This is a genomic window from Pseudoalteromonas simplex (genome assembly GCF_015278155.1).
Taxonomy (GTDB): domain Bacteria; phylum Pseudomonadota; class Gammaproteobacteria; order Enterobacterales; family Alteromonadaceae; genus Pseudoalteromonas; species Pseudoalteromonas simplex.
This window is the reverse complement of sequence record NZ_JADILN010000001.1, coordinates 745,547-759,190: the sequence shown is the minus strand read 5'-3', so window position 1 is coordinate 759,190 and position 13,644 is coordinate 745,547. Positions and strand designations below refer to the sequence as shown.

13 protein-coding genes are annotated in these 13,644 nt (G+C 40.6%); 10 read left to right on the top strand and 3 right to left on the bottom strand.

Annotated features, from left to right (window positions below; translation table 11 throughout):
• Window positions 1–2 precede the first annotated feature (2 nt).
• From IRQ78_RS03285 to IRQ78_RS03260, 6 genes are all read left to right on the top strand, one after another.
• On the top strand, window positions 3–455 hold the full coding sequence (locus IRQ78_RS03285) for an NfeD family protein (protein WP_194441332.1): 453 nt from the start codon (window positions 3–5) through the stop codon (window positions 453–455).
• A 103-nt stretch (window positions 456–558) separates the two neighbouring features.
• Window positions 559–1,395: a patatin-like phospholipase family protein gene (locus IRQ78_RS03280; protein ID WP_194441331.1), complete on the top strand. Its 837-nt coding sequence runs from the start codon at window positions 559–561 to the stop codon at window positions 1,393–1,395.
• A gap of 88 nt (window positions 1,396–1,483) precedes the next feature.
• Window positions 1,484–3,682: a carbohydrate-binding family V/XII gene (locus IRQ78_RS03275; protein WP_194441330.1), complete on the top strand. Its 2,199-nt coding sequence runs from the start codon at window positions 1,484–1,486 to the stop codon at window positions 3,680–3,682.
• Between the two features lie 194 nt (window positions 3,683–3,876).
• A complete protein-coding gene (locus IRQ78_RS03270) occupies window positions 3,877–5,502 on the top strand; it encodes a methyl-accepting chemotaxis protein (protein WP_194441329.1) in 1,626 nt (541 codons plus the stop codon).
• Window positions 5,503–5,540: 38 nt separating this feature from the next.
• Entirely contained in the window at window positions 5,541–6,347 is an 807-nt protein-coding gene (locus IRQ78_RS03265) for a substrate-binding periplasmic protein (RefSeq protein WP_138618339.1), read from the top strand.
• Window positions 6,348–6,349: 2 nt separating this feature from the next.
• Window positions 6,350–6,820, top strand: coding sequence for a DM13 domain-containing protein (locus tag IRQ78_RS03260; protein WP_138618337.1), 471 nt, complete (start codon window positions 6,350–6,352; stop codon window positions 6,818–6,820).
• A gap of 88 nt (window positions 6,821–6,908) precedes the next feature.
• Here the strand turns inward: IRQ78_RS03260 and ahpF are convergent, their stop codons facing one another.
• The 3 genes from ahpF to IRQ78_RS03245 form a co-directional block, all read right to left on the bottom strand.
• Window positions 6,909–8,489 (bottom strand): alkyl hydroperoxide reductase subunit F, encoded by a 1,581-nt coding sequence (gene ahpF, locus IRQ78_RS03255; RefSeq protein WP_054553957.1) that lies wholly within the window; start codon window positions 8,487–8,489, stop codon window positions 6,909–6,911.
• A 155-nt stretch (window positions 8,490–8,644) separates the two neighbouring features.
• Window positions 8,645–9,214, bottom strand: coding sequence for an alkyl hydroperoxide reductase subunit C (gene ahpC, locus IRQ78_RS03250; protein ID WP_054553958.1), 570 nt, complete (start codon window positions 9,212–9,214; stop codon window positions 8,645–8,647).
• Between the two features lie 207 nt (window positions 9,215–9,421).
• Window positions 9,422–9,925: a 2,4'-dihydroxyacetophenone dioxygenase family protein gene (locus IRQ78_RS03245; protein WP_194441328.1), complete on the bottom strand. Its 504-nt coding sequence runs from the start codon at window positions 9,923–9,925 to the stop codon at window positions 9,422–9,424.
• A 141-nt stretch (window positions 9,926–10,066) separates the two neighbouring features.
• On the opposite strand from IRQ78_RS03245, the gene IRQ78_RS03240 reads away from it, so the two are divergent.
• The 4 genes from IRQ78_RS03240 (at window position 10,067) to IRQ78_RS03225 (ending at window position 13,641) form a co-directional block, all read left to right on the top strand.
• Window positions 10,067–11,086, top strand: a complete 1,020-nt coding sequence (locus IRQ78_RS03240; protein WP_194441327.1) for an AraC family transcriptional regulator — start codon at window positions 10,067–10,069, stop codon at window positions 11,084–11,086.
• A 92-nt stretch (window positions 11,087–11,178) separates the two neighbouring features.
• Complete coding sequence (locus IRQ78_RS03235) at window positions 11,179–12,717, top strand: AMP-binding protein (protein ID WP_194441326.1); 1,539 nt, start codon at window positions 11,179–11,181, stop codon at window positions 12,715–12,717.
• Window positions 12,718–12,795: 78 nt separating this feature from the next.
• Window positions 12,796–13,215: a DUF3429 domain-containing protein gene (locus IRQ78_RS03230; protein WP_138618328.1), complete on the top strand. Its 420-nt coding sequence runs from the start codon at window positions 12,796–12,798 to the stop codon at window positions 13,213–13,215.
• Between the two features lie 54 nt (window positions 13,216–13,269).
• Window positions 13,270–13,641 (top strand): hypothetical protein, encoded by a 372-nt coding sequence (locus IRQ78_RS03225; protein ID WP_054553963.1) that lies wholly within the window; start codon window positions 13,270–13,272, stop codon window positions 13,639–13,641.
• Window positions 13,642–13,644 lie beyond the last annotated feature (3 nt).

Below are 13,644 nucleotides of genomic sequence, written 5' to 3'. Positions count from 1 at the left end.
TAATGGCATTTTTAGATACCCATTTAGCCGAAGCACTGATGATTATAGGTGTTATCGCGCTCATTGTTGAAGTTGCTGTACTAGGTATGAGTACTTATGTATTACTGTTTTTAGGCTTATCTTTATTTGCCAGTGGCTTACTAATGAATATAGGCCTACTTGATACAAGTTACACCACCGCGCTTTGGAGCAATATTGTATTTACTCTTGGTTTTGCACTCGTGCTTTGGAAACCACTCAAACGCATGCAAGATAAAACCGATACAAAACCAATACAAAGCGATTTTGCTGAGCTCACCTTTGTCGTTAACGCTGATGTTGATGATAAAGGTTTAACCACGCATCAGTATTCGGGGATTACATGGCAATTAAAAAGTCACTTTCCCATTGCGGCGGGTAGCACAGTAAAAGTCACCGATAAACAAGTCGGTGTACTTTGGGTAGAGGCGATATAACTCAGCTAGCGTCAAACTTCACTTAGAGTCAAAACTCTATTTCGTTTTGTAACCGTGTTTGCTATGGTTAGAAGCATTCACGGTTACAAGCAAGGTTGCGAAAATGAACAATAACAGGGCTCTCGTTGTAGAAGGTGGCGCAATGCGTGGTATTTTTGCCACTGGCGTACTGGATTCTTTTATTCAAGCTAATTACCAACCTTTTACTCAATGCTATGGTGTTTCTGCCGGAGCCACTAACATTGCCGCTTATTTGTGCGCACAATACAAACGTAACCATGCGGTGATCACCGATTACTCTTGCAGACCTGAGTTCATCGACTTTGTTCGATTTATTAGAGGTGGCCACCTATTTGATTTAGACTGGCTGTGGCAAGAAACCATGCGTGATATTCGCCTTGATCTCGACACTTTCGAAAAACAAGCTAGTGAGTTTTATATTGTCACAACCAATATAAAAACTGGTCAGGCTGAGTATTTAAAAGCAAGTACAACACTTCTTGAAGAGCAATTAAAAGCCTCATGCGCACTACCCATTGCTTATCGAGAATTCCCTGTTATCAACAATTTACAACTCACTGATGGCGGCGTGGCAGATTCGATTCCAATTCGTAAAGCATACGAAATGGGCAATAAAGAAATCACCGTGATTTTATCTCAGCCTCTTGGCTATAAGAAAAAGCCTTCAAAAGCGCCATGGTTTGTTAAACGTCTTTATAAGAACACCCCGGCATTAGCAGAAGCCACCTTAAGACGTGCAGAAAATTACAATCAAAGTATTGATTTTATTGCCAACCCACCAAGCGATTGTAAAATTAATATTATTGCACCACCACCCGACTTTGCTGTTGGTCGAACAACGAAATCATTTGAAAAACTCAGTGCAGGCTATGAAATGGGCTTAAATGCGGGCTCGCAATTTTTAACTCAAGGCGCCTAAGCTAACACTTTAAAAATAGGCGCTGTTTTCAAGCGTTTTCGGTGCCATTGGCTATACTTTAAAGAGTTACTTTAGCCAAGGATTGACCATGAAACTCTTCCTACCTTTTATCACTGCCTTCAGGGTATTAATACTCTCTTCTTTATGTTTATGTTCATTTTTTAGCAAAGCTATTGAGTGGCCTCAACAAGTAAAAACAAACCAAGGCACACTCATTGTTTACCAGCCACAACCCGAGAAACTAAACGGTAATACTTTAACAGCCCGTGCAGCAATGTCTTTTTCGCTTTCAGGCAATGATGCTGTGTTCGGCGTGTTTTGGTTTAGAGCTAAATTAGATACTGACCGCGAAAACGATACCGTCACCGTTCGCAATATGACAGTCACCGATGTACGCTGGCCTGAGTCAAAAGATGCTGGAGAACAAAAATTTACTGCTGTCGTTAATGAAGCAATAAAAGCCAGCCAATTCGAAACCTCGCTTTCGCAACTCACCGCCAGCCTTGAAAGTGCAGAAGCGGCAGAGCAGAGTTTAACGCAATTAAAAACCGACCCTCCAACGATTATATTCAAAGAGCAACTGTCGGTACTGCTGAGTTTTGATGGTGAACCTAAGTTTAGTAAAGTTGAAAACAGCCAATATGAGCGTGCTTTAAACACCGCCATGACAGTGATTAAAGATAGCAAAAGTAAACTTTGTTATCTCACCGATGGGCAATTTTGGTATCAGGCAAAACAAGCCAAAGGACCTTATGAATTCACTCAAACGCCACCGACCGAACTTGTAAAAATGCTCCCTAAAGATAATGAAAGTTCAGGTCTTAGTGCACCACCAGCCATTGTTGTAGCCACTAAACCCACCGAACTTATTGCAACTGATGGCGCAGCTAAATGGAAAAGCCTAACCGGTGGCGAGCTCATGTATGTGTTTAACACTGAAACCCCGTGGCTACGTGAAATGCAAACGAATAACATGTATGTCTTGTTATCTGGGCGCTGGTATCGCGCAAAACAACAAACAGGCCCTTGGACATTTGTACGTGGCGACGAACTACCAGAAAGCTTTGCCAATATTCCACCTGAATCAGATTTAGCTGGCCTCAGAGTTTCAGTTGCCGGCACAGAAGAAGCTGACGAAGCTGTACTAGATGCAAAAGTGCCGCAAACAGCGGCTATCAGCCGTAAAGATACGAGTTTAACTGTGTACTATGATGGCAAGCCTAAGTTTGAACGTATCCCAGGCACACAGGTTTCTTATGCCATTAATACCGATGCACAAGTGCTGCAAATTAAAGGCAAATATTATGCAGTCGATAATGCGGTGTGGTTTAAAGCAGATTCCGCACAAGGCCCTTGGCTTATTGCTGATAGCATCCCCAAAGACGATATTGCAAAAATTCCTCCAAGTTCCCCCGTTTACAACGTCACTTATGTCGAGATATACGAGTCAACTCCTGAAGTGGTGTATGTTGGTTATTACCCAGGTTACATGTGGTCATACCCTTATTATGGCGTGCCAGTGTATGGTACAGGTTGGTATTACCCACCATACTGGGGCGGTGGCTACTACTACCCTCGCCCACCGACTTGGGGTTTTAATATTGGCTATAACAACTGGACAGGTTGGTCGTTTGGCTTGAGCTGGAGCAATGGCTTTTTGAATCTAGGTATGAATTGGCATGTCGGCTGGCCAACAAATTACCGACCTTATCATTGCTGTAATGGCTGGTATGGCGGTGGTTACCGCGGCCCAGTTTTTATTAATAATGGCAACATCAATATTGGTAACAAAATTAATGTCGGCTATAAACCTGGTCATCTTAATAAACAGCCAAGACATAACATTTATAAACGCGATCAAAGTAAGTCTCGTCTCGCTTCAAAGCAGCAAGTGAAACGCGATTTAAAAACCGCCATCAGCCAACGCGATAAAGCAAACAACGTGTTTGCGGATAAAAATGGAAACGTGCTCAAGCGTGATGCCGATAAATGGCAACAGCGTGTTGAGGGAAAATGGCAAACATTACCTTCTGATAAACAGCAACAAATCAAAGATCGGGCACAAAACATTGACCGCCAGCAAGTGCAAAATAAATTGCAAAGCATAGATAAAAGTAAAGCGAAACAAACATTACAGCAGCGTCAGCATATGCAAAACAGGCAGCAAAATCGTATACAGCAATTAAATCGCGCGAACAGAGCACGTCAGCAAGGTATGCAGCGTCAACAAATGCGCCGCAATACACAAAGACAGATACCAAGGCAAATGCCTAATCGCGGCCATTAATGTAAAAATAGGAACAAAACAAAGCCAACGTGAAAATTGGCTTTGTTGCCTACAATATAAAGGCTGCATATGGTGACTTTACTAACTAAATGAGGTCTATCAAAAGAAAAACCCATCAAACAATTGCAAAAACTTGCTTAAAACCATTTCTCTATTAGTTTTAATAATAAGTCCCTACAAAAGTTTGCTCGCTCATGTTAAATAACTACACTGTTCGTACGAGATTAGCTGTCTTAGCTTTGTTACCAGTTGCTGTTTTTGTGATCACATCTATTTTCACGATGTCGATGATGTCTAATATGGTCAAAGGAATTGATAGTTTGTATAGAGACAGAGTACTTCCGTTAGAGCAAATAAAAACAGTATCGGACAATTACGCTGTTAACATTGTTGATTTATTTCATAAATACCGCGCTGATCAAATCTCCAAAGCTGACTTTCTAGCCGCAGTTGAAAACGCAAAGAATGTTGCTGACAATAAATGGAAAAGCTATTTAGCAACAAAACTCACTTCCGAAGAACAACGCTTAGTTAATATTGTTGAAAAGAATCTCTCTGTAGTCGAAAGTGAACTTAGCAGGTTTTTAAACCAAGTTAACAGTAACCAGCTAAAAGCGATCCCTAATGAGGTGTTTGTAAAAAATCTTTACGATGTGTTTGACCCACTCAGTGAAAGTTATCAAGGGCTAATAAACTTACAAATCAATGAAGCCAACAAATTTAAAAACGCCGCAGATAAAGACTTTTCCCAAGTCACTATCGCAATGACAGCTTCGATAACTATTTTAATTATTATCTTGTTGTTTATTGCCTTTGTTATTTATCGTTCTATTCACAACCCTCTGTTATCGCTAAGCGAAACAATAGGTTCAATCTCTGAAAACGCTGATTTGCGGCTCCGCGCAAAAACCCATGGTAATGATGAGATAGCTCAGGCAGCAAACCACTTTAACGCTATGATGGAGCGCATTCATGCTCTTGTTAATGATGTAACCAGCGCAACACTTACTCTCTCATCTGCCGCTGAGCAAATGAACTCAATTAGCGACCAAGTTGCCAGCACTGCCACTGAACAAGAACAACAATCGGCAATGATTGCTACTGCTATTACGCAAATGAGCAGTGCTATTGAACAAGTTGCAGCTAATGCGCTTGCGACTTCAGAAAAAGCCACCCACACAGATAAGACAGCGAAGCTTGGCCAACAGTCTGTACAAGAAAATATCGATGCAATTAACCACTTGTCGCATATAGTTAATACCAATACTCAACTTATCAATGAGTTAAATACACAATCAACAGATATCAATCAAGTGGTAATGATGATTCAAGGGGTTGCTGAACAAACCAATTTACTTGCGTTAAATGCGGCCATTGAAGCAGCACGCGCAGGTGAGTCGGGTCGCGGTTTCGCTGTGGTGGCTGATGAAGTAAGGCAGCTTGCGCACAACACGCAAAAAGCCACAGCGAGTATTAACGAAATGATCAGTAAACTACAAGCAATGGCGCAGCAAGCAGTGACCGCCATGGGCAATGCCGACGAAAGTGCTAAACAAAGTGTTGAATACGCAGAACGCTCATCACAATTACTGACTGAAATCACTCAAGAAATGGCACTTATTGCCGATATGAACAACGAAGTTTCTACCGCAACAGATGAGCAAACAATCGTTGCCAACGAACTTAGTTGTAATATAAATGAATTTAGCAGTAGTATTTCACTAGTTAGCGAAAGCTCGCAGCAAAACGCTCAAGCAAGTCAAGAATTAGCTTCATTAGCGTCGCGATTACAGCAACAGGTCCATGTATTCAAAGTATGATGGGCAACTGATTACTTTGCACACAGAGAACCTAATAAATGACTACAATTTGGCGCCTGTTATTATTATTTTTAGCTTTGCATTGTTCTTACGCAATCGCGCAAAGTCAAATTGTAATCCAACTTGCTAAACCTATTTATACTGATGCAGTCAAACAGCAATACATTCATAAAATACTTACGAAAAGCTTTGCCGCGGTAAATGCTGATATTATCATCCGATATGATTCGCAACCAATGAATGATAAACGAATAGTAGAGCAACTTAGCCACAACAAAGCTATAACTCTCGCCTGGCTGTCTTTACCTTCTCAGTTAAGTAATACCTTAGTAAAAACAACTATTCCTATTTATAAAGGCTTACACGGTAAGCGGCTACTAATTATTCATAAAAAAGAGCAACTAAAATTTAAAGCTATCAAAAACTTGGAACAATTAAGACCGCTACTTGCTGTGCAACAACAAAGCTGGTCAGATTATGATGTGCTAAAAGCAAATGGTTTATCTGTAAATGGAGAGCTTGATTACGCAGGAATGGTCAAAGCACTTGAAAGTGGTCTAGCAGATTACTTTCCTCGTTCTGCATTAGCAATAGGTGTAGAACTTCAGCGACTACAACAAACAAACTTTGTCATTGCGCCAGACATTATGTTGCAATACCCCAATGACTATTACTTTTACTTAAGTAAAGAAAATCAAAATATTAGGGATTTGCTAGAACAAGGCATGCAAAAGATACAGCAATCGGGTGAACTTGAGCAGCTTTATTTACAACACTTTGGTGATGTTGAAAAGCAATTTTCTTTAAGTCAACGCCACATCATAAACTTAAAAAATAGGGAATAATAATGCTAAAAGCACTGTTAATTTTCATCATAGCATTGGCTATTTTTGCTGCGGGCTTTATGGCTGGGATATACAGTTTGCCAATTTTAACTGAGCAACCAGCCCCTGAAATCAAGACTCTTGAACAACATCAAACGAGAGCTCTGTTTAGTGCAGAGTTTAAACCTGATCTTAAAGGCTCAGATCGCCTTCATTATGGTGATGGTATGGTGTATCTAACGAATGATGCTATTTCAATGCAAGGCACGTTATCACCAGGGCCTGACTATCAACTTTATCTGTCGCGAAACTTTATTGATAACGAAACCGATTTTTTAGCACAAAAAGGCACCATGCAGCGTGTTGCAGGGGTGCGTTCGTTCAACGGCTTTAAATTAGTTGTGCCACAAGGTATTGATGTCAGCGATTACAATACTGTGATTATTTGGTGTGAAAGTTTTGAGGAATTTATAACTGCAGCACAGTATCAGTAGCTCGATGAATAAAAACAAAGCCGCCTTTGGAGAGGGCGGCTTTAAAGCGGCAGCTATGGGTGTGAGCTGCCTAATCAAGAGTCGCTAATTAAGCTGCATCTTCGGTGTTTTGAATCTCATCGCTGTGGCGAATTAAGTAATCAAATGCACCTAAACTTGCCGTTGCACCACTGCCCATGGCAATAATGATTTGCTTAAACGGCGTTGTTGTTGCATCACCTGCCGCGTAAACACCCGGTAATGATGTTGCACCTTTGCTGTCTATTTCGATTTCGCCAAAGCGAGTCAGTACTAGTTCTGAATCTTTTAACCATTCAGTGTTTGGCACCAAGCCGATTTGCACAAAGATACCTGCAAGCTCAAGTGATTTTTCATCGCCAGAGATACGGTCAATATAGCTTAAGCCTGTTACTCGTTTACCATCACCTACAACTTCTGTTGTTTGCGCGTTTTTGATAATCGTAATGTTGTTTAAGCTATTTGCTTTGCGAATAAGTACTTCGTCAGCACGTAAGGTATCAGCAAATTCGAGCACAGTGACATGCTCTACAATGTTTGCAAGGTCGATTGCCGCTTCAATACCTGAGTTACCACCACCGATAACCGCAACCGCTTTACCTTTAAATAACGGGCCATCGCAGTGAGGGCAGTAAGCAACGCCATGACCGCGATACTCTTTTTCACCGGGTACATTCATTTCACGCCAGCGTGCACCAGTTGCTAATACCACTGACTTAGCATTTAACACCGCGCCATTTTCTAGCGTGATTTGGTAATTACCTTGTTTAGTAAGCGATGCCGCACGTTGGTTTTGCATCACATCTACGTCGTATTCTTTTACGTGTTCTTCAAGTTGAGCAACTAATTTAGGACCTTCGGTCGCTTTTACTGAGATAAAGTTTTCAATTGCTAAGGTGTCTGAAACCTGACCACCAAAACGCTCTGCCACAACACCGGTATTTAAGCCTTTACGCGCCGAATAAATTGCCGCAGAAGCCCCTGCCGGACCACCACCAACAACAAGTACATCGAATAACTCTTTATCGTTCAGTGCTTCGGCTTGGCGTGCAGCCGCTTTGGTATCTACTTTATTTAGAATGTCGGTCAGGTTAACAGCGCCTTGGCTGAATAACTCTCCATTTAAGTACACAGCTGGTACTGCTAACACATTACGCTCGTTCACTTCGTCTTGGAACAAGGCGCCATCAATCATAGTCGCCGTAATATTTTCATTGTGTGCCGCCATCAAGTTAAGTGCTTGCACTACTTGCGGACATGTTTGACAACTTAATGAAATATATACTTCAAAGTTGAGTGGCCCAGGCAATGATTTAATTTGTTCAATTTCAGTCTCTGATGCCTTGCTTGGATGACCTCCAGTGTGAAGAAGTGCAAGGATCAAGCTTGTGAATTCGTGGCCCATAGGCACACCCGCAAATGTGATTTGCGTATTGTTAATAGGTGAAGATACCACCATAGACGGACGACGTACGTCTTGGTTAGGGTTATCTCGCACCGAGAATTTGTCGCTTAACGATGCTAAATCGTTCGCTAAGTTTTTAAGTTCTGTTGATTTATTGCTGTCATCCAAGGCGATAAGCAGCTCAACAGGGCTGGTAATAGAAGCAAAGTGGCTTGTTAATTGGTTTTTGATATTCGTATCTAACATGGCTTAGCCCTTGAGTTCAGAATCAATAATCTAGAAAAATTTTAGGGATAACTGCCCATCACCCGCTAATGTGCTTAATATGAGTTGTGATGGGCAATTAAGGTTGCATTGAGATAGCAAAGCAAAGCTTTGCTATCGTTTAATGCTGTGACAAATTAGATTTTGCCAACTAGGTCTAGTGAAGGAGCAAGTGTCTCTTCACCTGGCTGCCATGATGCAGGACATACTTCACCGTCGTGGTTAGCAATGTACTGTGCAGCTTGTACTTTACGTACTAACTCTTTCGCGCTACGGCCGATACCTAAGTCGTGAGTTTCGATTACTTTGATTTCGCCTTCAGGGTTCATTACGAATGTACCGCGAAGAGCAAGACCTTCGTCTTCAATCATCACACCGAAGTTACGAGTAATACGACCTGTAGGGTCACCAATCATTGGGAATTTGATTTTACCAATTGTGTCAGACGTATCGTGCCATGCTTTGTGAGTGAAGTGCGTGTCAGTTGATACTGAGTAAACCTCAACACCCATTTCTTGAAGCTGCTCGTAGTAATCAGCAACATCACCAAGCTCTGTAGGACATACGAAAGTAAAGTCAGCTGGGTAGAAGAAGAAGATTGACCACTTACCTAGCACGTCTTTTTCTGTTAGTTCTACAAAGTCACCGTTGTGGTAAGCTGTTGCATTGAATGGTTGTAGTTTTGTGTTAATTAATGAAGTGCTCATAATATTCCTCATTGATGTATTTAAAAAGTTTAATTAACGCAGCCTTGCGTCTGCTTGATTAATACAATAGAGGCCTGAGCGATTAAAATAAAATTGATTGTTTAGATTAAATTGATTTATTTTTTAGATTGAAAGATTGGAAATAGCAAAAACTACAAAGCCCTCAATAACTTACGCAATCAAGGGCCTTCATTTCAGGGAATAAAATTACTTACTAAAACCGTATAAACTCTTTGGTTTTATGTAGTTAGGCTCAATTCCTTGCTCTTTTGCAGCTGCTAACATAACTTGTTCAATCCAACCTGCATCCATAATGTTCATATAGTTGCCATCTGGGTCAAAGTTAATATTGGCTCCCATTACTATCATAAAGGTATCGGTCACTTCAGTGTTGTCTGCTGGGACTTGAAATTGATGAATCGAACCGCCTGGTTCAAATAAATAACTACCCGCTACTTGTAAATCGTCAGGGTACTCAGTGTAGTGCCAGCTGCCCGCCATGGTATATAAATGCACAACACCAGTGTGAAAGTGCTTTGGCAAAACTGTACCCGGTTCAAATAAAACGCGTAAAACCCATACCCCATTCTCAGAATCCAGCATGAGTGGATAAATGTGCACGCCTGATAAAGCGTTTTTAATTAGCTTTTCATCATTGGTATGAATAGTGAGTAAAAAATCTTGATGATTAATAATATCTGGTAATGCCATGTGTGTGCCCTCTTTAATGCGTGTTAGTAAATCAGCGTATTGTTGACGTTAATACATTGTTAAACTTTAATGACCTGTATTACTTTACTTTGCACGCAATTTTTTTTACTTTTTACGCCAGAACACAAAAAAGAGCATACTATGCCCCGATTAACACAAGCACCTGATCTAATTAGAGTATCTGCTCTACATGGCTATATTGAGCTGATCGAAAGCAAATTGGTGAACCCTGATATACTTTTATCACACGTTGGTTTAGACAGAAAACAACTACAAGATGCCAATAGCTTTGTGCAGTATCAGCAACTCATTCAACTGTTAGAGACCACGGCGAAAGAACTAAACCTGCCCTATTTTGGGTTAGAATTAGGGCGTTGGCAAAGCTTGAACATTTTGGGCTCTGTTGGTTATTTGGTGGGTAATTGCGACACCCTTGAATTGGCACTTAAAAATTTAACTAAGTATTATCACATTCATCAAAATAGCGCTGATTTACTCCTTGAAGTAGACCAAAACTATGTAAAACTATCATTTTTAGTTCGTAGTAGCTTAAAAGTGAGTGTCTATCATGGCGCTGATCTAGCCCTGAGTGTTGGGGTTAATTTATTAAAGAAACTAACCGATGATCAAATAAAACTGCACCGTTTGGAACTTCCCCATAGTTGTAATGAAAATCCGAGTGTTTATCGCCAAGCATTAGGTCAAGTTCCTGTGTTTAATTGTGCACACACAGCAGTCGTGTTTGAAAAAAAATACCTTAAACTCGCTATTAAGAACTCAGATAAGCAGTTGTTTTCTATACTCAGCCAACAGCTTGGGCTGATTCAAAACACCAAACGTGAAAATATCTCAGATCATGTTGAAGTGATGATCAAGCAGTACTTACTACACGAGGAGTTTGGGGTAAACCTTGTAGCCGAAAAGTTATCGATGAGTACCCGTAGCTTACAGCGCCACTTAACAAAGCATGGCACAACGTTTCGTGAATTAGTCGATGATGTACGCTGTCATTTGGCACATCAATATTTAACAGAGTCTAGCCTCAGTTTATCAAACATATCAGATATCTTGAGCTTTTCTAATTACAGCGAATTTACTCGATCTTTTAAACGTTGGTATGGTATTCCACCTAGAGATTACCGCAAGTTTCATTCCCATTAATGGCGTAAAAAGTCAAAAACAAGTCGTTTAAAGCTAAGTCTCACGTTAACAAATTGTATATATTCATTAGTCAAACAAGCTAAGGAATAACCATGAACACACATGATAACCTCACGCAATTAATTGAGCATAGTTGTAAGACTTATGCTGACTTTCCTGCCTACACAAGTGTGGGAAGAACATTCACTTTTTCTCAAGTAGAACAACAATCTCGCTATTTAGCCCAGTGGTTTCAACAGCAAAGTGGTCTTGTTGCAGGAGACAGAATTGCTATTCAACTACCTAATATTGTTGATTACCCTATCGTAACTTATGCAGCATTTCGTGCAGGATTAATCGTAGTCAATACCAACCCGCTTTATACTGCCCGTGAAATGCTACACCAGTTTAATGATGCAGATGTGAAAGCCATTGTTATTCTTGATGCCCTTAGCGAAAAATTAGCAACAATTATTAATGATACATCCATTAAAACCGTTATTGTTGCAGCCGCTTTAGCTGAGCCAGCATTACAAGAGAGTCAATTTTCGTTAAACGAACTCATTCGCCAAGGTGAAAGACTTGCCCCTCTTGACGCTCATCAAGCAAGTCGTGACGATATTGCTGTTTTACAATACACCGGCGGTACCACAGGAGTTGCCAAAGCAGCGATGCTTAGTCATGGCAACATCTTAGCCAATGCCGAGCAAATGAATGAGCGCTTTGACAACATTTTAACGCCTGGTCAAGAAACCGGTATTTGCCCGCTTCCGCTTTATCATATATATGCCTTTACGGTGAACATGGTTAGCTTATTTGCCATGGGGCAATTTAATGTACTTATTCCAAACCCTCGTGATTTAGATGCCTTAGTTAAACAAATCGAACCTTTTGATATTAATTACTTTTCAGGGATTAACACCTTGTTTATTGGTCTGTGTATGCACCCAAGGTTTAAAGCTCTAAATTTTTCAAACCTAAAAATGACCGTGTCAGGAGGCGCAGCTTTAACGCATGCTGCAGCTGATGCGTGGATGAGCACCACAGGTTGTACAATCACAGAAGGCTATGGCTTATCAGAAACCTCGCCTGTTGTGACATTAAACGATTTTCAAAATGAAGAAATAGGCAGCATTGGTCGCCCACTATCAAACACCACCGTGGAAATTTGGGATGAAAACGATGAGCCCGTTGCAGACGGTGAGTCTGGCGAGATAGTTGTTAAAGGCCCGCAAGTAATGATGGGCTACTGGCAACGCCAAGATGAAACCGGTAAATGCATGAAACGTGGTTTTTTCAAAACCGGTGATGTGGGTCTAAAGCTACCAAGTGGTAATTACAAAATTGTAGACCGTTTAAAAGACATGATTATTGTCTCTGGTTTTAACGTGTACCCTAACGAAGTTGAAAACATACTTTGTCTGCATCCGGCTATCTGCGAAGCGGCTGTTATTGGTGCAAAAGATGAAAAAACCGGTGAGCGTGTGTGTGCCTACATTACTTTAAAAGAGCAGGTTGATGAACAACAAGTGAGTGACTACTGCCGCGAAAACTTAAGTGCTTATAAGGTGCCTAAATCAATCATTTTTATGGAACAATTGCCTAAATCGACGGTTGGCAAAATTCTACGTCGAGAGTTACGTCAGCAATAAAGCGATCGTTTTAGCCGCCTAACTGGTATAAAATAACTACGAGTTATTTTATACCAGTTAGGCAATTTAAAGGTCATTATGGAAAAGTTTATTAATCACATTCAACTTGGTTACTTAGGTTTACTGCCTTTTTTAGGCTGTGTAGGCTGGCCGCTTATAGCAGGTAGTAATGCTGTTAACTTAGACTTTTTCACTTTTTATAGCATCGCCATTTTAGCCTTTATGGCAGGTAATTTATGGCATGCAGGCCAGCAAACGCATGCTGATGCTATTAAAGCAATTATTCCTATCTTACCGATTGGTTTTTTAAGCTTTTTACCGTCAAGCTGGATACTGGCTTGGCTTGCTGCGAGCTTTTGGCTCGTGCTGTTGTTTGAGAAAAGCACACCGCAGTGGCAAACCTATCACGTTGATTATCAAAAAATGCGATTCGTTTTAACGTCTGTGGTGTTTGTATGCCACATATTTGTAATTGGCATGAGTATCTATCCTGAGTAGCCCTTTTCTTGCGTTTGCGGTAACATCCGCGGCTCAGTTTTTTAAGGACTTGCTATGATAGATCAACTGCGCGCTAAACTAGATCACTTAGGTGAAAATTATGTAGAAAAAAACGCTCACTTTAAAATAAAAGTGATCCCATTTTTTTGTGCAATTCACATCAAAAAAGATCATAAAAACCAAGGCAATTTAAAGCTATACTCAAATCAGCTGATTGAAATATTTTTAGCTACCATGTTCTTGTTATTCGGCTTAATGCTTTTTGATACAGAAGCAGGTTTTACCCATGGCCCTATTCATATCGTTATTGCTGTTTTAATTAGTTTCAATCTAATTTTTAAGCAAATAGCCATAGAAGGCCTTAAAACTCGCTTAGCCCTTTGCCCTAAAATTTCAGTTGAAATAGCGCCAGAACAAGGCAAATAACCC